Source organism: Streptomyces sp. NPDC053493 (assembly GCF_044544825.1).
Lineage (GTDB): Bacteria > Actinomycetota > Actinomycetes > Streptomycetales > Streptomycetaceae > Streptomyces.
Genome location: NZ_JBITXS010000002.1, coordinates 196,595 through 220,902 on the forward strand (window position 1 = coordinate 196,595; position 24,308 = coordinate 220,902).

The 24,308-nt window shown below is 73.3% G+C and carries 24 protein-coding genes; 13 read left to right on the forward strand and 11 right to left on the reverse strand.

Going from position 1 to position 24,308, the window contains the following annotated elements:
- The first annotated feature begins 1 nt into the window (after position 1).
- On the forward strand, positions 2–2,395 hold the full coding sequence (locus ACIGO8_RS06570; protein WP_399724840.1) for an ATP-binding cassette domain-containing protein: 2,394 nt from the start codon (positions 2–4) through the stop codon (positions 2,393–2,395).
- 35 nt (positions 2,396–2,430) lie between these two features.
- On the opposite strand, the gene ACIGO8_RS06575 is transcribed toward ACIGO8_RS06570, so the two are convergent.
- A complete protein-coding gene (locus tag ACIGO8_RS06575) occupies positions 2,431–2,982 on the reverse strand; it encodes a YceI family protein (protein WP_399724844.1) in 552 nt (183 codons plus the stop codon).
- 100 nt (positions 2,983–3,082) lie between these two features.
- Here ACIGO8_RS06575 and ACIGO8_RS06580 point away from each other — a divergent pair, with 100 nt between their 5' ends.
- Positions 3,083–3,937, forward strand: coding sequence for a helix-turn-helix domain-containing protein (locus ACIGO8_RS06580; RefSeq protein ID WP_399724846.1), 855 nt, complete (start codon positions 3,083–3,085; stop codon positions 3,935–3,937).
- A 166-nt stretch (positions 3,938–4,103) separates the two neighbouring features.
- Positions 4,104–5,465, forward strand: coding sequence for a pyridoxal phosphate-dependent decarboxylase family protein (locus tag ACIGO8_RS06585; protein ID WP_399724849.1), 1,362 nt, complete (start codon positions 4,104–4,106; stop codon positions 5,463–5,465).
- Between the two features lie 111 nt (positions 5,466–5,576).
- Here ACIGO8_RS06585 and ACIGO8_RS06590 read toward each other — a convergent pair whose 3' ends face one another.
- From ACIGO8_RS06590 to ACIGO8_RS06605, 4 genes are all read right to left on the reverse strand, one after another.
- On the reverse strand, positions 5,577–6,410 hold the full coding sequence (locus ACIGO8_RS06590; protein ID WP_399724852.1) for a class II glutamine amidotransferase: 834 nt from the start codon (positions 6,408–6,410) through the stop codon (positions 5,577–5,579).
- Between the two features lie 198 nt (positions 6,411–6,608).
- Entirely contained in the window at positions 6,609–7,358 is a 750-nt protein-coding gene (locus ACIGO8_RS06595) for a succinate dehydrogenase/fumarate reductase iron-sulfur subunit (RefSeq protein ID WP_399724854.1), read from the reverse strand.
- Positions 7,355–9,337 (reverse strand): fumarate reductase/succinate dehydrogenase flavoprotein subunit, encoded by a 1,983-nt coding sequence (locus ACIGO8_RS06600; protein ID WP_399724857.1) that lies wholly within the window; start codon positions 9,335–9,337, stop codon positions 7,355–7,357. Before ACIGO8_RS06600 ends, ACIGO8_RS06595 begins: the two co-directional genes overlap by 4 nt.
- Positions 9,338–10,060 carry a succinate dehydrogenase gene (locus ACIGO8_RS06605; RefSeq protein ID WP_399724860.1) on the reverse strand — a complete coding sequence of 241 codons (723 nt, stop codon included), beginning with the start codon at positions 10,058–10,060 and terminating at the stop codon, positions 9,338–9,340.
- A 96-nt stretch (positions 10,061–10,156) separates the two neighbouring features.
- Between ACIGO8_RS06605 and ACIGO8_RS06610 the strand changes: the two genes are divergently transcribed.
- Positions 10,157–11,080, forward strand: coding sequence for a LysR family transcriptional regulator (locus ACIGO8_RS06610; protein ID WP_399724863.1), 924 nt, complete (start codon positions 10,157–10,159; stop codon positions 11,078–11,080).
- On the opposite strand, the gene ACIGO8_RS06615 is transcribed toward ACIGO8_RS06610, so the two are convergent.
- A complete protein-coding gene (locus ACIGO8_RS06615; protein ID WP_399724866.1) occupies positions 11,077–11,487 on the reverse strand; it encodes a DUF4345 domain-containing protein in 411 nt (136 codons plus the stop codon). The two genes, ACIGO8_RS06610 and ACIGO8_RS06615, sit on opposite strands and share 4 nt — an antisense overlap.
- Positions 11,488–11,592: 105 nt before the next feature.
- On the opposite strand from ACIGO8_RS06615, the gene ACIGO8_RS06620 reads away from it, so the two are divergent.
- The gene (locus ACIGO8_RS06620; RefSeq protein ID WP_399724868.1) at positions 11,593–12,237 is read left to right on the forward strand and encodes a TetR/AcrR family transcriptional regulator; all 645 of its coding nucleotides are present in this window, start codon (positions 11,593–11,595) and stop codon (positions 12,235–12,237) included.
- Positions 12,238–12,327: 90 nt separating this feature from the next.
- Here ACIGO8_RS06620 and ACIGO8_RS06625 read toward each other — a convergent pair whose 3' ends face one another.
- Both ACIGO8_RS06625 and ACIGO8_RS06630 read right to left on the reverse strand, forming a co-directional pair.
- Positions 12,328–14,505: a putative bifunctional diguanylate cyclase/phosphodiesterase gene (locus ACIGO8_RS06625; RefSeq protein ID WP_399724871.1), complete on the reverse strand. Its 2,178-nt coding sequence runs from the start codon at positions 14,503–14,505 to the stop codon at positions 12,328–12,330.
- Entirely contained in the window at positions 14,502–15,314 is an 813-nt protein-coding gene (locus tag ACIGO8_RS06630) for an SAM-dependent methyltransferase (protein WP_399724874.1), read from the reverse strand. Before ACIGO8_RS06630 ends, ACIGO8_RS06625 begins: the two co-directional genes overlap by 4 nt.
- Before the next feature lie 495 nt (positions 15,315–15,809).
- Between ACIGO8_RS06630 and ACIGO8_RS06635 the strand changes: the two genes are divergently transcribed.
- From ACIGO8_RS06635 to ACIGO8_RS06645, 3 genes are all read left to right on the forward strand, one after another.
- Positions 15,810–16,406 (forward strand): hypothetical protein, encoded by a 597-nt coding sequence (locus ACIGO8_RS06635; RefSeq protein WP_399724877.1) that lies wholly within the window; start codon positions 15,810–15,812, stop codon positions 16,404–16,406.
- Positions 16,407–16,524: 118 nt separating this feature from the next.
- Complete coding sequence (locus tag ACIGO8_RS06640) at positions 16,525–17,289, forward strand: hypothetical protein (RefSeq protein ID WP_399724880.1); 765 nt, start codon at positions 16,525–16,527, stop codon at positions 17,287–17,289.
- Between the two features lie 168 nt (positions 17,290–17,457).
- Positions 17,458–18,039 carry a hypothetical protein gene (locus ACIGO8_RS06645; protein WP_399724883.1) on the forward strand — a complete coding sequence of 194 codons (582 nt, stop codon included), beginning with the start codon at positions 17,458–17,460 and terminating at the stop codon, positions 18,037–18,039.
- 127 nt (positions 18,040–18,166) lie between these two features.
- Here ACIGO8_RS06645 and ACIGO8_RS06650 read toward each other — a convergent pair whose 3' ends face one another.
- Positions 18,167–18,691, reverse strand: a complete 525-nt coding sequence (locus ACIGO8_RS06650; RefSeq protein ID WP_399724886.1) for a hypothetical protein — start codon at positions 18,689–18,691, stop codon at positions 18,167–18,169.
- Positions 18,692–19,027: 336 nt separating this feature from the next.
- On the opposite strand from ACIGO8_RS06650, the gene ACIGO8_RS06655 reads away from it, so the two are divergent.
- Complete coding sequence (locus ACIGO8_RS06655; protein ID WP_399724889.1) at positions 19,028–19,690, forward strand: class F sortase; 663 nt, start codon at positions 19,028–19,030, stop codon at positions 19,688–19,690.
- Between the two features lie 72 nt (positions 19,691–19,762).
- Here the strand turns inward: ACIGO8_RS06655 and ACIGO8_RS06660 are convergent, their stop codons facing one another.
- Entirely contained in the window at positions 19,763–20,671 is a 909-nt protein-coding gene (locus ACIGO8_RS06660; RefSeq protein ID WP_399724892.1) for a polysaccharide deacetylase family protein, read from the reverse strand.
- 90 nt (positions 20,672–20,761) lie between these two features.
- On the opposite strand from ACIGO8_RS06660, the gene ACIGO8_RS06665 reads away from it, so the two are divergent.
- A complete protein-coding gene (locus tag ACIGO8_RS06665; RefSeq protein ID WP_399724895.1) occupies positions 20,762–21,208 on the forward strand; it encodes a universal stress protein in 447 nt (148 codons plus the stop codon).
- A gap of 15 nt (positions 21,209–21,223) precedes the next feature.
- Here ACIGO8_RS06665 and ACIGO8_RS06670 read toward each other — a convergent pair whose 3' ends face one another.
- A complete protein-coding gene (locus ACIGO8_RS06670) occupies positions 21,224–22,414 on the reverse strand; it encodes a CapA family protein (protein WP_399724898.1) in 1,191 nt (396 codons plus the stop codon).
- A gap of 229 nt (positions 22,415–22,643) precedes the next feature.
- Here ACIGO8_RS06670 and ACIGO8_RS06675 point away from each other — a divergent pair, with 229 nt between their 5' ends.
- From ACIGO8_RS06675 to ACIGO8_RS06685, 3 genes are all read left to right on the forward strand, one after another.
- Complete coding sequence (locus ACIGO8_RS06675; RefSeq protein ID WP_399724901.1) at positions 22,644–23,210, forward strand: sigma-70 family RNA polymerase sigma factor; 567 nt, start codon at positions 22,644–22,646, stop codon at positions 23,208–23,210.
- Between the two features lie 5 nt (positions 23,211–23,215).
- The gene (locus ACIGO8_RS06680) at positions 23,216–23,629 is read left to right on the forward strand and encodes a PaaI family thioesterase (RefSeq protein ID WP_399724904.1); all 414 of its coding nucleotides are present in this window, start codon (positions 23,216–23,218) and stop codon (positions 23,627–23,629) included.
- 213 nt (positions 23,630–23,842) lie between these two features.
- Positions 23,843–24,292, forward strand: a complete 450-nt coding sequence (locus ACIGO8_RS06685) for a hypothetical protein (protein WP_399724907.1) — start codon at positions 23,843–23,845, stop codon at positions 24,290–24,292.
- The last annotated feature ends 16 nt before the right edge of the window (positions 24,293–24,308 follow it).

Below are 24,308 nucleotides of genomic sequence, written 5' to 3' on the forward strand. Positions count from 1 at the left end.
GATGCGCGACCGTCACGACACCTCTGCCGCCCCTTCCGCCGGCCCGCACGACCCGTTCGTCCGGGTGCGCGGGGCCCGCGAGCACAACCTGCGGGGCGTGGACGTGGACATCCCGCGCGACGCGCTGACCGTCTTCACGGGCGTGTCGGGCTCGGGCAAGTCGTCGCTGGCGTTCGGGACGATCTACGCGGAGGCGCAGCGCCGCTACTTCGAGTCGGTGGCGCCCTACGCCCGCCGGCTCATCCACCAGGTGGGCGCGCCGAAGGTCGGCGAGATCACCGGTCTTCCGCCGGCGGTGTCGCTGGAGCAGCGCCGGGCCGCGCCGAACGCGCGTTCGTCGGTGGGCACGGTGACCACGCTGTCCAACGCGCTGCGGATGCTGTTCTCGCGTGCGGGCAGCTGCCCGCCGGGAGCCGAGCGGCTGGACTCCGACTCCTTCTCGCCCAACACCGCCGCCGGGGCCTGCCCTTCGTGTCAGGGCCTCGGCCTGGTGCACGACACGACCGAGGAACTCCTGGTGCCCGACCCGGCGCTGTCGATCCGGGAGGGCGCGATCGCCGCCTGGCCGGGCGCCTGGCAGGGCAAGAACCTGCGGGACGTGCTCGACGCGCTGGGGCACGACGTGGACCGGCCGTGGCGGGAGCTCGACGCGAAGGACCGCGAGTGGATCCTCTTCACCGACGAGCAGCCGGTGGTGACGGTCCATCCGGTGCGGGAGCCGGGGCGCATCCAACGCCCGTACCAGGGCACGTACATGAGCGCCCGGCGCTATGTGATGCACACCTTCGCGGATTCCCGGAGCGCGACGCTGCGGGCGAAGGCCGAGCGTTTCCTCACCAGCGCTCCGTGCCCGGTGTGCCGGGGCAGCCGGCTGCGGCCGGAGGCGCTGGCGGTGACGTTCGCGGGCCGTACGATCGCGGAGCTGGCGGCGCTGCCGCTGACCGGGCTCGCGGAGGTGCTGGCGAGTCCCGCGACGCGGGAGCGGGACGCGGAGGCGGCCCGGGTCCTCACCGAGGACCTGCTGGCACGGATCGGCACGGTCACCGAGCTGGGCCTCGGCTATCTCAGCCTCGACCGGCCGACACCGACGCTCTCCAGCGGCGAACTGCAGCGGCTGCGGCTCGCCACCCAGCTGCGGGCCGGGCTCTTCGGCGTCGTGTACGTGCTGGACGAGCCGTCCGCCGGACTGCACCCGGCGGACACGGAGGCGCTCCTTGTGGTCCTGGACCGGCTGAAGGCGGCGGGCAACACGGTGTTCGTGGTGGAGCACCACCTGGACGTGGTGCGGCACGCGGACTGGCTGGTGGACGTGGGGCCCCGGGCCGGCGAGCACGGCGGCCGGGTGCTGCACAGCGGCCCGCCGGAGCGGCTCGCGGACGTGGCCGAGTCGGCGACCCGGCGTTTCCTCTTCGACCGGGCGCCGGTGCCGCGGCGGGCGGTGCGCGAGCCCGTGGGCCGGCTGCGGACGGGTCCGGTCACCCGGCACAACCTGCGCGGTCTCGACGCGACGGTCCCGCTCGGCGTGCTCACGGCCGTCACGGGCGTGTCCGGTTCGGGCAAGTCGACCCTGGTGGGCGTGGTGACCGAGCTGGCGGAGGAACGCGGCGACGTGGCCCGGGTGGTGACGGTGGACCAGAAGCCGATCGGCCGGACCCCGCGCTCCAACCTGGCCACCTACACGGGCCTGTTCGACGTGGTGCGCAAGCTGTTCACGGCGACGGACGAGGCCCGGGCCCGCGGCTACAAGGCGGGCCGGTTCTCCTTCAACGTGACCGGCGGACGCTGCGAGACCTGCCAGGGCGAGGGCTTCGTCTCCGTCGAGCTGCTGTTCCTGCCGAGCACGTACGCGCCCTGCCCGGACTGCCACGGCGCCCGCTACAACCCCGAGACGCTCCAGGTGCGGCTGCGCGGCCTGACGATCGCGGAGGTGCTCGACCTGACGGTGGAGGCGGCCGCGGAGTTCTTCGCGGACGAGCCGGCGGCCGCCCGCAGCCTGCGCACGCTGCTCGACGTGGGCCTCGGATATCTGCGGCTCGGCCAGCCGGCGACGGAGCTGTCCGGCGGCGAGGCGCAGCGCATCAAGCTGGCCTCGGAGCTCCAGCGGCCGCGCCGCGCGCACACCCTCTACGTGCTCGACGAGCCGACGACCGGACTGCACCCGGCCGATGTGGAGGTGCTGATGCGCCAGTTGCACGGACTGGTCGACGCGGGCCACACGGTCGTGGTCGTCGAGCACGACATGGACGTGGTCGCCGGCGCGGACTGGGTGCTCGACCTCGGGCCGGGCGGCGGTGACGAGGGCGGCCTGATCGTGGCCGAAGGACCGCCCGGCGTGGTGGCGCGGGCCGCGGGAAGCCGGACCGCGCGGTTCCTCGCGGCCCGGCTCGGCGACTGACCGCGCGCCGGGCCGGGGCCACGCAAGCCGGCCCGCTACCTCGGCTCGACGAACTGGACCTCCAGGGTGACCTTGACGACGTCCCCGAGGAAGCCGGGCGCGAAGTCGAGGCCGAAGTCGCTGCGCCGGAACTCGCCGGTGGCGTCGAAGCCGGCGTGCCGGCTGCCGTCCACGGGCACGTCCACGACGCCGCCGAACTCGACGTCGAAGGTGATCGGCCGGGTCACGTCGCCGATGGTGAGGTCACCCGTCATGGTCCACTCCTCGCCGTCCCCGCTGATCCGGGTGGAGCGGAAGCTCATCGTGGGCCGCTTCGCCACGTCGAGCAGGTCGGCGGCGCGGACGTGGGCGTCGCGGTCGGCGTTGCCGGTGTCGATCGAGGCGAGCTGGACGGTCGCGGTCACGGAGGAGGTCTCCGGCCGGTCGCCGACGACCAGTTCGGCCGTGAGGTCGTTGAAGCGGCCCCGGACCTTGGAGATCCCGAGGTGGCGGATGGTGAAGCCGACGGCGGAGTGCATCGGGTCGAAGGTCCAGCGGCCGGAGGCCAGCGGGAGGACGGTCGTGGTGGGCTGCGATTCGGTGGTCATGGCTCCACGCTGCCGTCGCGCCCGGAGGTGAGGAAGGCCGCGCCGAGACGGGTAGTGACAGGGCCACCCTCGCCCGCGCCCGCGCTCGTACGATCGGTGGATGAGCGACAACGAACTGGGGTCCTTCCTGCGCGCCCGCCGCGAGGCGCTGTCCCCGGCCGAGGCCGGGCTCCCGGCCGGCCCGCGCCGGCGGACCCCGGGCCTGCGCCGTACGGAGCTGGCGATGCTGGCCGGCATCAGCGTCGAGTACCTGGCCCGCCTGGAGCAGGGCCGGGACCGCAATCCGTCGGCGCAGGTGCTCGGTGCGCTCAGCGAGGCGCTGCGGCTGCCGCTGGAGGACCGGATCCATCTGCGGAACCTCGCGAAGTCGGACACCCACCGGCACATGTGCGCGATGGCGCCCGCCCCGGCCCGGGAGGTGCGCGCCACCGTCCGGGCGCTGCTCGACCGGCTCGGGCCGACCCCGGCGGTCGTGGTGAACACGCTCGGCGAGACCGTGGCGTACACGGACGGGTACGAGCGGCTCGCGGGCCCGGCGGGGCTGCTCGACGGCGATCCGCCGAGCGTGACGCGTTTCGTGTTCACCGACCCGCGCGCCCGTGAGGTCTTCCCGGACTGGGAGCGGGTCGCCGATCAGCAGGTGGCGTCGCTGTACCTGTCCGTCACCGGCTCCGATCCGCGCATGGCGGAGCTGGTCAAGGAGCTGTCGGTGACCGGAGGTCCGGCGTTCTCCGGCCGGCTCGGCGCGGCCGGTCCGGTGCGGTCGCGTTCGGGCGTCGACCGTTTCGTCCACCCGGAGGCGGGCGAACTGCGGCTCGCGTACGAGGTGCTCGAACTGACCGAGGCGGACGGGCAGCACCTGGTGGTGCACCTGCCGGCGGACGAGGCGACCGGGGCGGCGCTCGACGCGCTGGTGGGCCGGCGTCCCGGCCGGCTGCGCGCGGTCGGCGGCTGACGCGCTTGCGCGGCGGGACCGGCGGAGGGGCCCTTGGGCCGGTCACGGCCGGCACGACGTGCGTGACGGGACCGGCGGCCGCGGGGGCCGTGGCTTGCGCGGCGGGACCGGCGGTCGCGGGGGCCGTGGCTTGCGCGGCGGGACCGGCGGTCGCATAGTCCGAGGTATGGACCCGCGCGAGGCGGCGCTCCGGCACGCGTACGACCATGCGGTCCGGTGGCTGGCCGGTCTGCCGGACCGCCCCGTCCCGGCACGCGCTCCGGTGGACGAGATCGTGCGCGCCCTCGGTACGGACCTGCCCGACGGCCCCGGCACGCCCGCCGACGTGGTCGACCTCCTGGCCACGGCCTGCGAACCGGGGCTCACCGCCTTCCCGAGCGGCCGTTTCTACGGGTTCGTGGTCGGCGGCACGGAACCCGCCGCGCTCGCCGCCGACTGGCTGGTGAGCGCCTGGGACCAGAACTGCGTCATGCGCGCCGTCTCGCCCGCGTACACGGCGGCGGAGGACATCGCCGGCGCGTGGCTCCTCGATCTGCTCGGACTGCCGGGCGACAGCTCCGTCGGCTTCACCACGGGCGCGACGATGGCGAACTTCACGGGTCTCGCGGCCGGGCGGGACGCGGTGCTGCGACGGGCCGGCTGGGACGTCGCCCGCGACGGGCTGAACGGCGGCCCCGCCGTACGGGTCGTGGCCGGCGCGTCCCGGCACATGGCCGTCGACCTGGCCCTGCGCTATCTCGGGCTGGGCAGGCCCGAGCTGGTGGCGGCGGACTTCCAGGGGCGGATGGAGGCGGACGCGCTGCGCGAGGCGCTGGCGGGCGGCGACGGACGGCCCACGCTCGTGGTCCTCCAGGCCGGCGACGTCCATTCCGGCGCCTTCGATCCCTTCCCGGCGTGCGTGCGGGCGGCGCGCGAGGCGGAGGCGTGGGTGCACGTCGACGGCGCCTTCGGGCTGTGGGCGGCCGCCTCGCCCAGCCACGCCCGTCTGACGGCGGGGTGCGCGGACGCCGACTCCTGGGCGACGGACGCCCACAAGACGCTGAACGTGCCCTACGACTGCGGTCTCGCGATCGTGCGCGACCCGTCGGCGGTCCGGGCGGCGATGGGCGAGCGGGGCGACTACCTCATCCAGCACGAGCACGGCGATCCCGTCGACAAGGTGCCCGAGCTCTCCCGGCGCGGCCGTGCGTTCACGGTGTGGGCCGCGCTCCGGTCGCTCGGCCGGTCGGGCGTGGCCGGCCTCGTCGACCGGCTGTGCCGTCATGCCACCGCGTTCGCGTCCGGCATCGCCGGCATCGACGGCGCGACCGTGCTGAACGACGTCGTGTTCACGCAGGTGTGCGCCGAGTTCGGCGACGACGCCCGTACGGAGCGGGTGCTGGCGCGGCTGCTCGAGGACGGCACGGCCTGGATCAGCGGCTCCACCTGGCACGGGCGGCGCGTCATGCGGATCTCGGTGAGCAACTGGTCGACGACCGAGGAGGACGTGCGGCGCACGCTCGCCGCGATCCGGCGCGCGGCCGCGTGACGGCTCCCGGAGACGGCTCCGGGTGACGTGGAGGCCGGTGACGTGGGGGCCGGAGACGTGGAGGCCCGTGACGTGGGGGCCGGCCGGCGGCCGGTTCAGGCGGCGGTCGGCTCAGGCGGCGACCGGCTCGAAGCGGTGCATCTCGTCGACGCCCGGCTGGACGACTCCGTAACTGCTCTCCGGCACCTCGTTCCAGGCGCCCGGCAGGTCACCGAGCGGTTCGGAGACGATCAGGCGGGTCTCACCGGAGACCTCCTGCAGGAAGCCGAGGTCAGGGTGGAGCCTGCGCAGCGCCTCCACCCGGCTGCTGTAGAACAGCGAGCGCGAGGCGTGGGCGCTGGAGTAGCGGAAGGCCCAGAGGCGCTCACCGTCGGTGACGGCGATCGTCATCTGGAGCGGGAACTCCACGCCGTGCTGGTGGCCGACGCGCTCCACCACTCCCGCCATCGTGGCGACGGCGGCGGGCGGGTCCTCGTCGAGGCCGAAGGTGAGCGCCAGGTAGAACATCACCTCGGAGTCCGTCGTGCCCTCGATGTGCGGGTACAGCTTCGGATCGACGAGGAGGGTGAGGTCGCGGCGCAGGAGCCGGAAGTCCGCGATGGCGCCGTTGTGCATGAACATCCAGCGCCCGTACCGGAACGGGTGGCAGTTCGACTGCTGCACCGCCGTGCCGGTCGAGGCGCGGATGTGGGCGAAGAACAGGGACGACCGGACGTGGTCCGCCAGCTCCCGCAGATTGCGGTTGTTCCAGGCGGGGCCCACGTCCCTGAGAAGCGCGGGGCTGTCGTTGTCCCGCGAGTACCAGCCGACGCCGAACCCGTCACCGTTGGTGGTCTCGACCCCGAGCTTGGAGTGCAGGCTCTGGTCGATCAGGGAGTGGGTCGGCCTGTACAGGATGGTGTCGAGCAGCACGGGCGTTCCCCAGTACGCGAGCCATCGGCACATGCATCATCACCTGGGTCCCTACCGCGGGTCGGGAACGGGTTTCCGGGCGCGGGGACGGCCTGCGGGCTGCCGTCCCGCCCTCTCATTCTCGGCGCCCGCCCCGCCCGACGCCACGCGGCCGGACCGGCGGCCGGGCCCGGCTCCCGGCGCGGCGGCCGGGCCCGAAGCCCGGCTCCGGCCGCCGGCGACGGGACAGCGCTACGAACGGCCCGCCTTGCGCCGGGCCCGCAGCCACTCCTTGTTCATCGCCGCGATCGACGGCAGCGGGATGCCCTTCGGACAGGCGGTGGCGCACTCGCCGGTCAGCGTGCAGCCGCCGAAGCCCTCGGCGTCCATCTGGGCCACCATGTCGAGGACCCGGGTCTCGCGCTCCGGCGCGCCCTGCGGCAGCACGCCGAGGTGGTTGACCTTCGCGGAGGTGAAGAGCATCGCCGAGCCGTTGGGGCAGGCGGCGACGCAGGCGCCGCAGCCGATGCACTCGGCGTGCTCGAAGGCGAAGTCGGCGTCCGCCTTGGGCACCGGGGTGGCGTGCGCCTCGGGAGCGGAGCCGGTGGGCACGCTGATGTAGCCGCCGGACTGGATGATCCGGTCGAAGGCGGAGCGGTCGACGACCAGGTCCTTGACGACCGGGAAGGCCGCGGCCCGCCAGGGTTCGATGTCGATGGTGTCGCCGTCGCGGAAGGACCGCATGTGCAGCTGGCAGGTGGTGGTGCGCTCGGGGCCGTGGGCGTCGCCGTTGATGACGAGGCTGCAGGCACCGCAGATGCCCTCGCGGCAGTCGTGGTCGAAGGCGACGGGGTCCTCGCCGCGCAGGATGAGGTCCTCGTTGAGGGTGTCCAGCATCTCCAGGAAGGACATGTCGGAGGAGATGCCGTCGACCTCGTAGACGGCCATGGCGCCTTCGGCGTCGGCGTTCTTCTGGCGCCAGACGCGCAGGGTGAGCCTCATGCGTAGCTCCGCTGGGTGGGACGGACGTGTTCGAAGACGAGTTCTTCCTTGTGGAGCACCGGGCCGCCGCCGTCGGCGGCGAACTCCCAGGCGGCGGCGTACGCGAACTCCTCGTCGCGCCGGGCGGCCTCGCCGTCCGGCGTCTGGGACTCCTCGCGGAAGTGGCCGCCGCAGGACTCCTCGCGGTGCAGGGCGTCGAGGCACATGAGCTCGGCGAGCTCCAGGTAGTCGACGATCCGGTTGGCCTTCTCCAGGGACTGGTTGAACTCCTCGCCCGTTCCGGGCACCTTGATGCGGCGCCAGAACTCCTCGCGGATCTCGGGGATCCGGCGCAGGGCCTTGCGCAGCCCGGCCTCGGTGCGGGCCATGCCACAGAACTCCCACATGACCTCGCCGAGTTCGCGGTGGAAGGAGTCGGGCGTGCGGTCGCCGTCGACGGCGAGGAGGAGGTGGAGCCGGTCCTCGGTCTCGGCGAGGACCTCGCGGACCGCCGGGTGGTCGTCGGTGACGGCCTCGGCGTGCGGGTGGCGGGCCAGGTAGTCGTTGATGGTGGCGGGAAGCACGAAGTAGCCGTCGGCGAGGCCCTGCATGAGGGCGGAGGCGCCGAGCCGGTTGGCGCCGTGGTCGGAGAAGTTGGCCTCGCCGATGGCGAAGAGGCCGGGGATCGTGGTCTGGAGGTCGTAGTCGACCCACAGTCCGCCCATGGTGTAGTGCACGGCGGGATAGATCCGCATCGGCACCTCGTACGGGTTCTCGGCGGTGATCCGCTCGTACATGTCGAAGAGGTTGCCGTACTTCTCCTCCACCTTGTCCCGGCCCAGGCGGCGAATGGCGTCGGCGAAGTCCAGGTAGACGCCCTGGCCGCCGGGGCCGACGCCGCGGCCCTCGTCGCAGACGTTCTTGGCGGCGCGGGAGGCGATGTCGCGGGGCACGAGGTTGCCGAAGGAGGGATAGATGCGCTCCAGGTAGTAGTCGCGCTCGTCCTCGGGGATCTCGTTCGCGGGACGGTCGTCACCTTGCGCCTTGGGGACCCAGATCCGGCCGTCGTTGCGCAGCGACTCGCTCATCAGGGTGAGCTTGGACTGGTGGTCGCCGGTGCGCGGGATGCAGGTGGGGTGGATCTGGGTGAAGCAGGGGTTCGCGAAGTAGGCGCCGCGCCGGTGGGCCCGCCACACGGCGGTGGCGTTGGAGTTCATGGCGTTGGTGGACAGGTAGAAGACGTTGCCGTAGCCGCCGGTGGCGAGGACGACGGCGTCCGCGTAGTGGGTGGAGACGCGTCCGGTGATCAGGTCGCGGGCGACGATGCCGCGGGCCCGGCCGTCGACGACGATCAGGTCGAGCATCTCGGTGCGCGGGTGCATCTCGACGTTGCCGGCGGCGATCTGCCGGGACAGCGCCTGGTAGGCGCCGAGGAGGAGCTGCTGGCCCGTCTGGCCGCGGGCGTAGAAGGTACGGGAGACCTGGACGCCGCCGAAGGACCGGGTGTCGAGGAGGCCGCCGTACTCGCGGGCGAAGGGCACGCCCTGGGCGACGCACTGGTCGATGATCTCGACGGAGATCTGGGCGAGGCGGTGCACGTTGGACTCGCGGGCGCGGAAGTCGCCGCCCTTGACGGTGTCGTAGAAGAGGCGGTGCACCGAGTCGCCGTCGTTGCGGTAGTTCTTGGCGGCGTTGATGCCGCCCTGCGCGGCGATGGAGTGGGCGCGGCGCGGCGAGTCCTGGTAGCAGAACTGGACGACCTGGTAGCCCTGTTCGGCGAGGGTGGCGCCGGCGGAGCCGCCGGCCAGGCCGGTGCCGACGACGATGACGCGGTGGCCGCGGCGGTTGGCGGGGTTGACCAGCTTGGCCTGGAAGCGGCGGGTGTCCCAGCGTTCGGCGATGGGGCCGGGGGGTGCCTTGGTGTCGGCGATCGGTTCGCCCACGCGGTAGTCGGGGCGCACGCGGTGGTCGGGGCCCACGTGGTGGTCGGGGGAGGTCATTCAGCTCACCACTCCGGTCATGACGGCGACGGGGACGGAGACGAAGCCCACGGTCAGGACGAGCGCGAGCGTGTTGGCGAGGCCCTTGAGGAGGCGTTCGCGGCGGGCGTTGCCGACGCCGAGGGTCTGGGCGGCGCTCCAGAAGCCGTGCCGGACGTGGAGTCCGACGGCGAGCATGGCGACGATGTAGATCACGTCGCCGTACCAGGTGGAGAAGGTGTCGACGACGTTCTGGTAGGGCTTGCCCTCCTCGAAGCCACCGGGGTGGACGGTGCCGGTGGTCAGGTCGAGGACGTGCCAGACGATGAACAGGCCGAGGATGACGCCGCCCCAGCGCATGGTGCGGGTGGCGTAGGACGAGCCCTTGCGGCGGTGCACGTACGCGGTGGGGCGGGCCTTGATGTCGCGCCGGCTGAGCTGGTACGCGGAGACGGCGTGCGCCACGACGGCGGTGAGGAGCACGACGCGGGCGATCCACAGGCCCCAGTGGTGGTGGAGGACGGGAGCGCCCATCACGCGCAGCCAGTGGCCGTAGGCGTTGAACTCCTCGGGGCCGAAGAAGACCTTCAGGTTTCCCGCGACGTGGGCGACGAGATAGGCGAGCATGAGGAGGCCGCTCACGGCCATGACCGTCTTCTTGCCGAGCGTGGACGCCCAGAAGCCGCGGGTGGGAGCGGCGGGTGGCCGGTCGGTCTTCCGATCGGACTTGGTTGCCAGAGCCATGCCAGCGACGGTAGGGGCGAGGGACCCGAGAGGTCCAAGACATGGTTCTGCTGATCTCCATAGGTCGGTCCTATCGATCCCGGGTAGCCTGGTCGCATGCAGTTCCAGCAGCTCCTGTACTTCGTGGCCGTCGCCGAGACCCGCCACTTCACCCGGGCCGCCGAACGCGTCCACGTCTCCCAGCCGTCGCTGTCCCAGCAGATCAAGGCCCTGGAGCAGGAGCTGGGCGCGGAGCTGTTCAGCCGGGCCCGGGGCAACATCGCCCTCACCGACGCGGGTGAGGCGCTGCTGCCGCTGGCCCGCCGGATCCTCGCCGACACGGACACCGCCCGGCACGAGGTGCAGGAGCTGGTGCAGCTCAAGCGGGGCCGGGTGCGGCTCGGGGCCACGCCGAGCCTGTGCACGGGTCTGCTGCCCGACGTGCTGCGCGCCTTCCACGACCTGCATCCGGGGATCCGGCTGCTGATCCAGGAGGGCGGCTCGCACGACCTCGTACGGGAGCTGGCGCGTGGCGCGCTGGACCTGGCGCTGGTGGTGCTGCCGCTGCCGACGCCGTCACCCGCGCTCACCACCGTGGAGCTGCTGACGGAGGACCTGGTGGTGGTCTCCTCGCCGTCCGCGCCGGCGCCTCGCCGCCCGGTGCGGATCGCGGATCTGCGCGACCAGCCGCTCGTGATGTTCCGGCACGGCTACGACCTGCGGGAGCTGACCGTGGCGGCCTGCCGGGCGGCGGGCTTCGAGCCCTCGTTCACGGTGGAGGGCGGCGAGCTGGACGCCGTGCTCGGTTTCGTACGGGCCGGGCTCGGCCTCGCCGTCGTACCGGCGATGGTGGCCGCCCGCGCGGGCCGCGACCTGCGGGTCACGGCCCTCGCCCGGCCGGGCCTGGGGCGGACCATCGCCCTGGCCCACCGCAGCGACGTGGCGCCGCCGCGGGCGGCCCGCGAACTGCAGAAGCTGCTCATGGCCTCCCGGCGTGGCGGGACGAAGGACACGGCCGAGAGCCGGTCGGACACCCCCTAGCCGACCGCGGAGGGCGCGGGGCGGGTCCGGGCGGCGCGCTCGTCGGCGTCCGCGAGCCAGAACCAGATCGGCGGGAAGACCAGCTCGATCACGGTCAGCACGATCTGGAACCAGTGCGGCGGGCCGTGCACGGCCAGGGAGAGCAGGCGCCCGACGCCGCCGAGCAGGAACACGGCGGCGAGCCAGCGCACCACCCGGGCCGGCACCGGGTCCTGCCGCACCGCCCACAGCCAGACCAGGCCGTAACCGGCGAAGATCGCGCCGAGGAAGCGGCCCAGGCTGTCGATGGTGGGCCCCGCTCCCGCCTCGCCGGGGATGGCGGCGTTGCCGCCGATCACATGGAAGAGTCCGATCGCCACGCAGGCGAGGCCCATCGTCCACGCGAACGCCCTGAGAGCCTTGTCCACGGCCGCCCCCTCTCGCATCCGTCCCAACGGCGCATTAGTTGACATGCGTCTACTAAGGATCAGCGTACGACTCCCTGGTAGACACATGTCAAGTAATCTGTCGGTGTGCCGCCCAGACGCCGCCTGTCCCCCGCCGACCGCCGCGCCCAACTCCTCGCCGTCGGCGCCGAACTCTTCGCCCGGGCGCCGTACGACGACGTGCTGATGGAGGAGGTCGCCGAGCGGGCGGGCGTGTCCCGCGCCCTGCTGTACCGGCACTTCCCCAGCAAGCACGCCCTGTTCGCCGCGGTCTACGGACAGGCGGCCGACCGGCTGCTCGCGGCCACCCGCCTCGATCCCGACGCCGGCCTCGTCGAGCAGCTGACGCAGGGCCTCGACGCCCACCTCGACTACTTCGTCGCGAACCGGCACGCCGTTCTGGCCGCGAACCGGGTGCTGGCCGGCGACCCGGTCATCCAGACGATCATGAACGACGAGCTCGACGCCCTGCGCGCCCGCCTGCTCGGCGTCCTCCCGATCGCCGACGACCGCACCCGCGACGCCGTGTCCGCGGCGCTGCGGGCCTGGCTCGTCTTCGTCCAGGTGCTGTGCGTGGACTGGCTCACCCACGCGCACTGCGACCGTACGGAGCTCCGCGACGCCTGCGTCGGCGCCGCGGTGGGCGCCCTGCGCCCCTTGCTCCCCGACGACCCGGCCCCCGACTGGCCGCCGGCGCCACGGCCCCGGGCGGAAGGCGTCCGGCCCGCCTGACCCGTCCGGCCCGCCTGACCCGACCGGCCCGCCTGACCCGTCCGGCCCGACCGGCCCGCCTGACCCGCCGCACCCGGTCCGGGCGCCGGGCTACACCGCGTCCGCGAGTACGAGCGTGTGGATCCGGTCCGGGGCGCCGGGGCGGGCGTAGTACCAGCCCTGGGCCGTGTCGCAGCCCAGCTCCCGCAGCTGCGCGGCCTGCGCGCCGGTCTCCACGCCCTCGACGGTGACCGCGAGTTCCAGGCTGTGGGCCAGCTGCACGATCCCTTCGACGATCTTGAGGTCGACCGGGTCCGCCGGGTGCCGCTGCATGCCCTGGGTGAAGGAACGGTCCAGCTTGAGGACGCTCACCGGCAGCCGGCGCAGGTTCGCCAGGTTGGAGTAGCCCGTGCCGAAGTCGTCGAGCGCGATGTCCACGCCCATCTCGGCCAGCTGCCGCAGCGGCTTGAGCAGGTCGTCGTCCGCGCCGATCAGCGCGGACTCGGTCACCTCCAGGCACAGCGCGCCCGGTTCGAGGCCGGAGCGCTCCAGGACGTCGACCGTCTCGGCGACCAGGCCCGGGTGGTGCAGCTGGGTCGGCGACAGGTTGACGTTGATCCGCAGCGGGCCGGTGGCCTTGCGGCCGCCCGGGGCCTCGTCCTGCCAGAACCGGGCCTGGCGCACGGCCTCCTGGAGCACCCAGCGGCCGAGCGGCACGATGAGCCCGGTGTTCTCGGCGAGCGGGATGAAGCGGTCGGGCCCGAGCACGCCGTGCTGCGGATGGCACCACCGTACGAGCGCCTCGGCGCCGTGCACGCTGCCGTCGCCGAGGTGCACCAGCGGCTGGTACTCGATGAAGAACTCACCGCGCTCCAGGGCGGCCGGCAGCGCGGTGGTCAGCCCGTGCCGGGTGATGGCCCGCGCGTCGGCCTCGGCGTCGGCGTACTCGAAGCGGTTCCCGCCCGCCGACTTGGCCCGGTACATGGTGATGTCGGCGCTGCGCAGCACCTCGGCCGCGGTCCGCTCGCCCGCCGGGCCCTCGACCACACCGACGCTGCCGCGGACGGTCAGCTCGCGGCCGTCGATGCTGATCGGCGAGGCGAGCGCGGCGAGGATCCGGTCGGCGAGCTCGGCGACCTTGCGCTCGGTGCCCGGTCCGGTGGTCAGGGCCACGAACTCGTCGCCGCCGAGCCGGGCGACCATCTCGCCGGGCGCGGCGACACAGCTCTGCAGCCGGTCGGCGACCTCCACGAGGAGCCGGTCACCGGTGGAGTGGCCGAGGCTGTCGTTGATGACCTTGAAGCCGTCGAGGTCGAGGTAGCACAGGCCGAAACGGCTGCCCTCGGCGGGCCCGAGGGCCTTCTCCAGGCGCTCGAAGAACAGCGTCCGGTTGGGCAGACCGGTCAGCGCGTCATGGGTCGCCTCGTAACGCAGCCGCAGGTTGAGCAGCCGTCGTTCGGTGGTGTCCTCCATCAGCGCCAGCTGGTACTGGGGCGCGCCGTTGGCGTCGCGCAGCAGCGAGACGGTGAGGTTGGTCCACAGGACCGTGCCGTCGCTGCGGTAGTACGGCTTCTCGACGCGGTAGTGGTCGCGCTCGCCGCGCACCAGCTCGTCGTAGAGCCGCCAGACGTGCGGTCCGTCCTCCGGGTGGCTCCAGTCGGCGATGTTGCGGCTGAGGACGGTCTGCTCCAGGCCGCCGAACATCCGGGTGAGGGTCTCGTTGACCTCCAGGACGTTGCCGTCGAGGTCGGCGATGCCGATGCCGATCGCGGCGCCGTCGAAGACCGCGCGGAAGCGGCTCTCGGTGGCGTGCAGGGCGACTTCGGCGGCGCTGCGGGCGGAGAGCGCCGACTGGGCGATGGACTCCTGTTCGGCGAGGGTCCGCTCGCGCAGGGCCTGGGCGAAGCCGGCGGCCATGGCGTGCTGGAGGCGGGAGCAGCGGGCCCGCAGCTCCTCGGCGCCGGTCTCCTGCTCGTCGCCGCAGTAGAGCACCAGATACGCGTCGACCACTCCGAGGCTGCGGGCCAGCGCGTCGGGATCGGTGCAGTGGGCGGCCACGAGGGCCTGGCCGACGCGGTGCGCGGGAGCGGTGTCGAAGGGCCGGGCGTGCAGCGCGTCGCACAGTTCCCGGGCCGGCGGCAGCAGGTGCCCCTCGAACTCCTGACGGGTCATCGAGGTGGCGGTGACCGGGAACACGGCGCGGCTCCAGATGGTCACGAACCGCCTGAGTCTGTCCTCCGGGCCGTCGGCGTCGGCGACGGAGCCCGAGGGCTGGGACGGCACCATCACGCCTTGCGCCCCACCCCTGCGAACCCGGAGAAGGCGTAGGGGTCCTCCTCCTCGTCCGGGCTGTCGGGCCGCCACAGCGGCATCGGTACGAGTCCGGGCTCGAGCAGCTCGGTGCCGTCGAAGAACCGGGCGATCTCGTCCCGGGAGCGCATGACGAGCGGGTTGCGGATGTCGCGGTAGACGTCGACGACGCCGCCGGTCCGGTCCTCGGTGGCCGGGATGCCCTCGTGGGCGGCGTGGGTGAGGACGAGGAGGCTGCCGGGCGCGAGCGCGTCGAGGAGTTCGGCGACGGCGTCGGCCGGTTCGTCGTCGTCCTCCAGGAAGTGCAGCACGGCGACGAGCAACAGGGCCACCGGGCGGTCGAGGTCGAGGAGTTCGGCGACCTCGCGGCTGTGCAGGATCTCGCGGGGCTTGCGCAGGTCGGCGGCGACCACGGCCGAGCGGTCGTCGCCGTCGAGCACGGCCCGGCTGTGGGCGACGGCGACCGGGTCGTGGTCGACGTAGACCACGCGGGCCTCGTCGGTGGCGGCCTGGGCGATCTCGTGGACGTTGCCGAAGGTGGGTATCCCGGAGCCGATGTCGAGGAACTGGGTGACGCCGTCCGCCACCGCGTGGCGGACGGCGCGGCGCATGAAGGCACGGTTCGCCTGCATGATCTTGGGCAGTCCCGGCAGGAACTCCATGGCCTTGCGGGCCGCTTCCCGGTCCACTTCGAAATTGTGCGAGCCGCCCAGATAGAAGTCGTACATACGGGACACGCTCGGCACCGAGATATCGATGCCCGGCGGAGCCCAGGCGGGACGCTCCATCAAAGTCTCCAACAAGTCGCCATGGGATGCGGCCGGGTGTTCGCGGCCGACGTTCGAGCTGAGGCTACTGATCGCCCGCCGGGAGAGCGAGCAGAAACGGAAATTCGCGATCCGTTCTTGGTCACACGCCATTGGCACGTGCGTCTCTTACGGAAGAGTTCACGCCTTCGGACCGTGCACCTTCACGTGCATCCGGGCGTGCGTCGCCCGAACGGGTGTGACCGCGCAGCCCGGAAGCGGCGCAGGACGCCGGGCGGGGCCCAACGGACGGCGACTACCGGCCAGTTATCGGGAAAACGGCCCGCGTCCGGTGTTCAGCGCCTCCGATTCCTCCCAATCCCCCGCAACGGCAGGGCCCTTGATGCCGTTGGGTAGCGCGTGGGACGACAGAATCGACGGAAACGTCAAACCAGTACGGCGTCAGATCCGCTCCATCCGGGGAATCCGGGGCCGTTCCGGCCCGGCCGGGCGGATCGCGTGATCATGCTGCTCGGCGTGTCTCTCCTGCCTCGGTACCACCCGCCCCGGTACGGGTCGCTGCTCGCGCGCCCGCTCGCGGCCGGAGCGCTGGTGTGGCTGCTCGCCGCACCGGCGCCCGCCGCGGCCGACGCGTGCGCCTCCGCGTGGGTCGGGCCCGGCGATTCGTACGCGGTCGCGGTGGCCGGCTCGGGGCCGTGCTTCCCGACCCACCCGCCGCATCCGACCCACCCGCCGCATCCCACCCATCCGCCTCACCCGACCCACCCCCCGCATCCCTCCAAGCCGCCCAAGCCCTCGCCGAAGCCGCCCGCGCCGAAGCCTCCGCCGCCGGTGCGCACCACGCCGCCGCCGGCACCGGCGCCACGGCCCGCGCCGCCGCGGCCCGCGCCGCGTACACCGGAGGCGGAGCCGCCGCCCCCGCCCAGCCCCTCGCCCTCACCACCGCCGACCGTGCGCCCGCGACCGCCGGCGCCCCGGCCCGTCGCCCTGCCGCACTACCAGCGGGCGTCCCGGGCCAAGCCGAAGAGCGCCCCGAACGTGCTCACCACGACCCTGCTCGTCACCGCGCCCGCGGTGCTCGCGACCGCGATCCTGCGTCCGCGCTCCCGCTGACCCGGGACCGCTCACGCCCGGGACCGCTCACGCCCGGGACCGCTCACGCCCGGGACCGCTCACGTCCGGCCCCGCTGCCGCTCTCGCCGAGCGCCCCGCTCGGCCAACGGAGGAAACCTTGTCCGAATGGCTCGTCCTGACCCTGGCGATGGCCGCCGCGTGCGCCGTCGTCCTGACCATCGTCGTCATCAACCACCGCCGGATCCCGGACGACGACGACCCCACCGAGACGCCGGACGTCATCGAGTACATGACGATGATGATCGGCGTGGTGTACGCCATCGTCCTCGGCCTCGCCATCGCCGGCGTCTGGGAGGCCCGCAGCGCCGCCCAGGAGACCGTGCGCCAGGAGGCGCAGGCCCTGCACGAGATCTCGGCCCGAGCCGAGGTGTACCCGCAGGCCCCCCGGGACCGGATCCGGGCCGACGTCGACGCGTACGTGCGGTACGTCGTGGACGAGGAGTTCCCGTACATGGCGGAGCACGGCGAGCTCGACGCCCGGGGCACGGAGCTCCTGGAGCGGGTCCGCCGGAGCGTCACCGACTACCAGCCGGCGAACGACTTCGAGGGCCAGGCCTACCAGCCGCTGGTGGACCAGGTGACGATCGTCGACGACGCCCGCGGCGCCCGTGGGCAGAACGCGGGCGAGACGATGCCCGGCGTGGTGTGGTTCGGTCTGATCATCGGGGCACTGGTGACGGTGGGCCTGATCTTCACCCTGCAGATCCGCCGCACCGGCAAGGAACTGCTGCTCGCCGGCCTCTTCAGCGCGCTCATCGCCTTCCTGCTGTTCCTCATCTGGGACTTCGACGCGCCCTTCGGTCGCGGCATCTCGGCCACCGCCGCGCCGTTCACCGATCTGTTCCCGCAGCTCACGGACTGACCGGGAGCCGTTTCGTAGGCCGGGCGGGTGACTTCACTGCCCCGTTCGCACCTCTGGGATCGCGGCTGTGATAGGGGCCTCCTAGCGTTCCGGGTATCGAGGGGCATCCCCTGCCGTTCGCGGAAAACCCCTTCCGCCGCTGCCCCTCGGGGACCCGGAGGACTCACCATGCGCGCGATACGTGCCGCTACCACCGTTCTGCTGGGGGCGGCCAGCCTCGCCCTGACCGCCGTCCCGTCCGCCGTCGCCGCGGACGGCGGCGGCGCCCCGGCGGCGAACCCCCGGGCGCCCCGGGCGAAGGCCGTGGGCGACTTCGTCATCACTCCCGGCATCGTCGCGCCGGGCGGCCGTATCACCCTCAGCGCCCCTGGCTGCGCGGGCACCGCGACGGCCTCGTCCGGCGTCTTCGACACCGTCACGATCCCGGCCGGCGCGGGCTCCACGGCCCTGGTGGACACCGACGCCAAGCGCGGCGCCGTCTACACCGTCACCTTCACCTGCTCCACGGGCATCCAGGGCACCGTCGACCTCACCATCAGCGGCGGTGCGACCTCGACGCCGACGCCCACCTCGCGCTCGACCGCGGTCGCGCCGCTCACCACACCGCGCGGCGTCGCGGGCGGCCTCGGCGGCTCGACGGACGCGACGAACGCCTGGACCCTCGCGGCCGGCGGGACGCTCGTGGTCGCCGCGGCGGGCGGGCTGGTCTACGCGATCCGCCGCAGGTCGGCCGCCGGCCGGCGGCACTGACCGGGCGGCGGGTGCCCACGCCCGCACTCCTTCCCTCTCCCGCGGACCACGCGACGCCCGTCGCCCCCGAGCCCTGAACAGGACTCGGGGGCGACGGGCGTTGCGGCCGACCGGGAGGTTCGACCGGTCAGACCGCGCCGGACATGCGGCGCCGGCGGGCGACGAACAGGCCTCCGCCCAGCGCGGCGGCGGCGACGAGGCTGCCGCCCACCGCCATCTCGGTGGAGCTCGGGGCCAGCGAGCCGCCGAGGCCGCCCGCCGCGCCCTGGCCGGCGAGCACCCGGAAGGACGCGGTGCGCGTCCGGCCGTCGCACGTGACGGTCAGGGTGTGCTGGCCGGGCGTGGCGTTGTTGAAGATGCGCACGGTGGCGGTGGACAGCCCGTTGGTGGAGCCGGTGAGGTTGGTCGTCGTAAAGGCGTCGGACGTGACCGTGCCACCGGCGCAGCCCCTGGCCGTGATGGTGAGGAGCCCGCCCTGGTGGACGGCGAAGGGCGAGACGGTGACGCCGTTGGTGTTGTCACCGCCCCGCTGGACCTGGACGGCGTCGGCGGACACGTTTCCGGGCTCGTTGGTGGCGGTGGCGAGGGGGGCCGCGAGCCCGAGCGCCGCGAACGCCGTCGCCGTCACCGCCAGAGTGCGTGCAGCACGCATGGTTGAACCTCCACTGGAAGGCGCCCCAAAGCGGTGCTCCGGGAGATTCGACGAGTACGCCTTCCATGACGAACCATCACAAGTCGGGACGACCTGCGCATTTCGGCACTGGGCCGGGCCGGTGAGGGCGGGCACCGGCCGAACGGGGGTGGAAATCTGACGGAAGCGCAGGTCACACGACGTCAGGCCGATGATCTGACGAATACTCGGATGGCGCAGCGCGCGGGTCACCCTCGTGGAGGGTCGCCCCGTCGGCGGACACCCGTTCGCCCCGCTCCGATCGCCGGTTCGCGACAGTGCCCTTACCGTTCCCGTGAACGCCACCAAGGGAGAACCATGAGCCCGAAGGACTTCAGCTTCCTCGATGCCGCCAGGAGACGCCAGCCCTGGGGCGCCCTGGCCCTCGTCATGCTGTCCGGCCTGGCGATAATGCGCAACGGGGTCGGGTTCGAGTCCGGCCCGCCGCAGCCGACCGCCGCGGCCCGTACGGTGGCCCGGCCGATCGGTCCGGCGCCGTCGCGGGCCACCGGGCTCGAGCCGCTGGCCTTCGCGCCGGCCTCCCGGATCCGGATCCCGGCCATCCAGGTCGAGGCGCCGCTCCTGGACGTGGGCCTGGACGACAACGGCTGGATCGCCGCCCCGCCGCCGCAGGACGCCAACCTCGCCGGCTGGTACCAGAACGGCATCGCGCCGGGCATGCGCGGCACGGCGGTCGTGGTGGGCCACGTCGACAACATGGCGGGGCCCGCGGTGTTCTACGGGCTCGGTTCGCTGCGCCGGGGCCAGCACATCGAGGTGGAGCGCTACGACGGACGGGTCGCCGTCTTCGAGATCTACGGCGTGGAGGTGTACGCCAAGAACGACTTCCCCGGCGTGGCGGTGTACGGCGACACCGGCGAGCCCGAGCTTCGCGTGATCACCTGCGGCGGCGGCTACTCGCGGGCGCACGGCTACGACGGCAACGTGGTCGTCTTCGCCCGGATGGTGGGCTCGCGCTGACCCACGGCGCGCGCAGGGCCCCGGCACCGTGGAGGTGCCGGGGCCCTTGGCGTACGCCGGAGGCGGCGGGCTTCAGCGGCGCGGGACGGTGATGCTGTAGCCGTCGTCGAGGAGCCGGGGCAGATAGCGCCTGAGGGCGGCGACGCTGTGCGAACGGTTGCCGCCGGCGTCGTGGTTGAGGACGACGACGCCGGGCCCGGCCCCGTCCAGGACCCGGCGGACGATGGTGCCGGTGGGCGGCTCCTGCCAGTCGAGCGTGTCGACGGTCCAGGCCAGCGGCTCCATGCCGAGCTCGGCGGCGATCTCGAAGGAGAGCCGGTTCCAGGCCCCGTACGGCGCCCGGTACCACAGCGGCGGTGCGCCGAGGGCCTCCTCGATGACCTCGCTGGTGGAGCCGAGCTCCTGGCGGATGCGTGAGGGCCGGAGCTTGGGCACGAGCGGATGGGACCAGGAGTGGTTGCCCACGACGTGCCCGTCCTCGGCCATCCGCTTCAGCAGGTCCTGGTTGTCGACCGCCATCTCGCCGCACACGAAGAACATCGCCCGGCAGTCGTAGTGGCGCAGGGTGTCGAGGATCTCCGGCGTGTAGCGCGGATCGGGCCCGTCGTCGAAGGTGAGCACCATCGAGCGGCCGACACCGGTCAGCCGCAGGAACGGCCGGGTCCTGACCGGCGGCAGGGCCCGCCGGTAGGCGGGCGGCGCGTAGCCGGTCATCGGCTGGAGCCGGTACGCGCCGGGTTTGGGCCGGGCGGTCCGCGCCCGGGCCCGCTCCTGGGCCCTGGTCTCGGGGCCCGCGGCGCCGGGGGTGGGCGGGACGGACGGGGACGCCGTGCCGGAGGCGGCGCCGGCGGCCGCCTCGGGCGCGGCGTCGGGGCCGGTCAGACCGTTCCTGGCGAAGACCCCGACGGTGACGGTGGCACCCAGGGCGGCGGCGAGGCGCAGCAGCGACCGCCGCCCCGTGGTCGTCTCATCCTTTTTCATGACCAATGGTGCGAACGGTGGACGGCGCGCTCCGCGCAGCGACACCGGCCGGGTGTCCGAAAACACCTGATGAGCCGATAACCTCGGAGGGTGAGCGGTTTCGAACGCGGTACGGACGGCCCGAAGGTGATCGTCGCCGGGGTCGACGGGTCGGACTCCTCGCTGCGCGCGGCGGCCTACGCGGCCGGGCTCGCCCGGCGCCAGAACGCCCTGCTGGCCCTCGTCTACGTCCAGCCCGTGCTCGCGGCGGGCGCGGCGCTCGGGGCGCCGGTCGCGGGAGCGACGGAGGAGATCGCCGAGAGCCTGGTGGCGGAGATCCGGGAGTCCGCGGAGCGGGTGCGGGAGATCTGGAACGTGCGCTGGGAGTTCCACACCTTCCGCGGGGACGCGTACGCGGGTCTGGTCGCGGCGGCCGACGAGCTGACGGCGGACGCGGTGGTGGTGGGCGCCTCGGAGTCGGCGGGTCACCGCTTCGTCGGCTCGGTGGCGGTCCGCCTGGTGAAGGCGGGCCGCTGGCCGGTCACCGTGGTCCCGTAGCGCTCCCGGATTCCGCTACTCCCCCATCACCAGGCCGTCGTGGTCGGCGCCGCGGCCGAGGACGACCTCGCGGACGGCGTCCCGGATCTCGACGTATCGGCCCTCGCCCTTCCGGATGGCGTCGTTGAGGTTCACCACCCGGCCGCGGGCGGTGTCGAAGAACTGCGGCACGAACTCGGCCCTGGTCACCTCCCAGCGCCGGCCGGGCGCGGTGGGCGGCGCGAAGGTGAACCGTCCCAGGGTGCCCTCGTTGCCGCGGCGGTCGTAGGAGCCGGAGTGGTTGATCATGTCGCCGGCGATCTGGTCGCCCATGCCGTAGACGATCCAGGTGCCGTTGACCTTCTCGTAGGCCTGCGGCACATGGCTGTGCGTGCCGAGCACGAGGTCGATGTCGGGCCGGTCGCCGGTGCGCGAGGCGGTGAGCGCCCGGCCGAGCGTGAGCTGCTGTTCGTCGGGAGCGGTCTGCCATTCGGTGCCCCAGTGGATCGAGACCACCACGACGTCGGCGCCGGCCTCGCGGGCGGCCCGGGCGTCGGCGACGATCTCGTGCTCGTCGATGAGGTTGACGGCCCAGGGTCGGCCTTCGGGCAGCGGATAGCCGTTGGTGTCGTAGGTGTAGGCGAGCTGGGCCACGGTGGCGCCGCCCGCCTTGAGCAGGGTGGGCCGGGCGGCCTCCTCGGCGGTACGGGCGGAGCCGGCGTGCCGCACTCCGGCCCGGTCGAGGGCGTCGAGGGTGCGCCCCAGCCCGGCGGCGCCGTCGTCCAGGGTGTGGTTGGAGGCGGTGGAGCAGGAGTCGTAGCCGGTCTCCTTGAGGGCGACGGCGACCTCGGGCGGCGACTTGAAGGCGGGATAGCCGGTGTAGGGGCCGCCCTTCTCGCCGTAGACGGTCTCCATGTGACAGATGGCCAGGTCGGCGGCGGAGACGACGGGCTTGACGCCGAGCAGCATGGGGCGGAAGTCGTAGCCGGCGCCGCCCGCGTCCACGGCGGCCTGCTGGATGATCGAGTCGTGCGGCAGGACGTCGCCGGAGGCGACGAGGGTGAAGGATGCCGGGGCCGAGGCGGCGCCGGGCGCGGCGGTCCGGTGCGCAGGGCCGCTCGGGCCGGCGGGCCGGCCGGGAGCGCGGCCGTCGACGGCGCAGCCGGCGGCGGCGGTGAGCAGGAGGGCGGCGAGGGCCGCCGCGCCGGTGCGGGTGCGTGGGGTCATCTGCCGGACTCCGCTGATTCGTAGGATGAACATCTTGTCCTGCGAATTCATAGGGCAGATAAGCCCCAGTCAAGGGTCATTGCCGTGCATCGGGCGAAACCCGCTGAATCGGACGCAAGCGGTCCACTCGACCGTTCGCCGTACCGTTCACCGCTCGGTGCGACCGTTCGTCGCAGACATCCGTCCGTTCCCTGTCCACCACCGCCCGGATGCGTTCGTATACGGCGTCATGACGACGGCAACGGCGACCACCGACGAACGCGCCCTGAAGGAGCTCCAGCGCGAGCACGGCCAGGCGCTGCTCGCCTTCCTCCTCGGGCTGACCCACGGCGACCGGCAGCGCGCCGAGGACCTGGCGCAGGAGACCCTGGTCCGGGCCTGGCTGCATCCCGAGGCCTTCGACTCCGCCTACGACTCCATGCGGCCCTGGCTCTTCACGGTCGCCCGCCGGCTCGCCATCGACGCCCGCCGCTCCCGGCTGTCACGGCCCACCGAGGTCGGCGACGAGCTCCTCGCGGTGGCCGCCGACCCGGCCGACGCCACCGAGTCCGCCGACGCCGCCCTCGACGTACGGGCCGCGGTCCGGGACCTGAGCCCGGAGCACCGCGCGGTCCTGGTGCGGCTCTACTTCCACGGCCTGACGGTCAACGAGGCCGCCGCCGAGCTCGGCATCCCGGCCGGCACCGTCAAGTCCCGCTCGTACTACGCGCTGCGCCAGCTCGGCCACCGGCTGCCCGGCTACCGGCCGTCACGCCGCACGGGCGTTGCCCGGTCCCGGGCCGCCGCCCCACAATGACGCTCGTGACGCTGACTCTCGCCGCCGCCGAAAAGATCCTCGCCGACAACTTCGCGCCCTGGGTGCTCGATCTGGGCCTCTCCGTGTCCTCCGTGGACCGTCAGGAGGCCGTCCTCAGGCTTCCCTGGTCCGACCGGCTCGCCCGGGAGGGCGGCGGGCTGTCCGGCCAGGCGCTGATGGCCGCGGCCGACACCGCGACCGTCATCGCGGTGGCCGCCGCCCGCGGCGGCTTCGTCCCGATGACCACGGTGCAGCAGTCGATCAGCTTCCAGCGCGCGGTGGCCGGCGCGGACGTCCTGGTGCGGGCGCGGCTGACCAAGTCGGGCAAGCGGATGGCGTTCGCCGACATCGTCATGACCGCCGACGGGACGGACGAGACCGCGGCCCATGCGACGGCGGTGTACGCACTGCTCGGCTGAACCGTCCGGCCGCCGCGCGCCCCAGGCACCTCTCTCCCGCCCTTCACCTCCGTCACACGGCTCCCACCTGCACCGATGTGACGGACAGCGGAACCGAAACCCGCCGGGCGAGTTGAGTCAAGTGCACCCCGCGCGCGGCGTTCTCGGAGCAGTCTCTCGGAGGAGGCCCGTCGTCGGGGTCTCGTCAGGAACGTCCGGGAGAAGGTGGAAAGGGTGCTGCCCGAGAGCACGAACGGCACCGGCGGAGGCGGGCTCGCCGTCCCCATGGACTGGCTGTGCGCCGAGTACGCGGCCGACGACGTGATGCGGACGAGCGGTCTCGTCGAACCCGGCTCGCTGGAGTTCCGGGCGGGGCTGCGGACCCTCGCCCTCACCATCCTGCTCTCGGGCGCCGGCACGGCGGACTGGCTGCGGCTCACCGCCCACGACCATCCCTGGTCCGCCTGGGTCGACGCCCGCCTGGAGACGGCGGCGGCCGGTCCGCCGGACGCGGATCTGGCCCTCGCCCGGGACACCTGGCGGCGGCTGCGGGCCACCGAGCTGCGCGCCGCCGACCTGGCGGGCCTGGCCGGGCTCGCGGGCGTCGACGAGAGCCGTCAGGTGTGGCTGCCGGCCTGGCGCCTGGGCGTGGCCCTCGGCCATCTCGCCCTGCACCTGTGCTGAACGGCGGCCGGTGGCC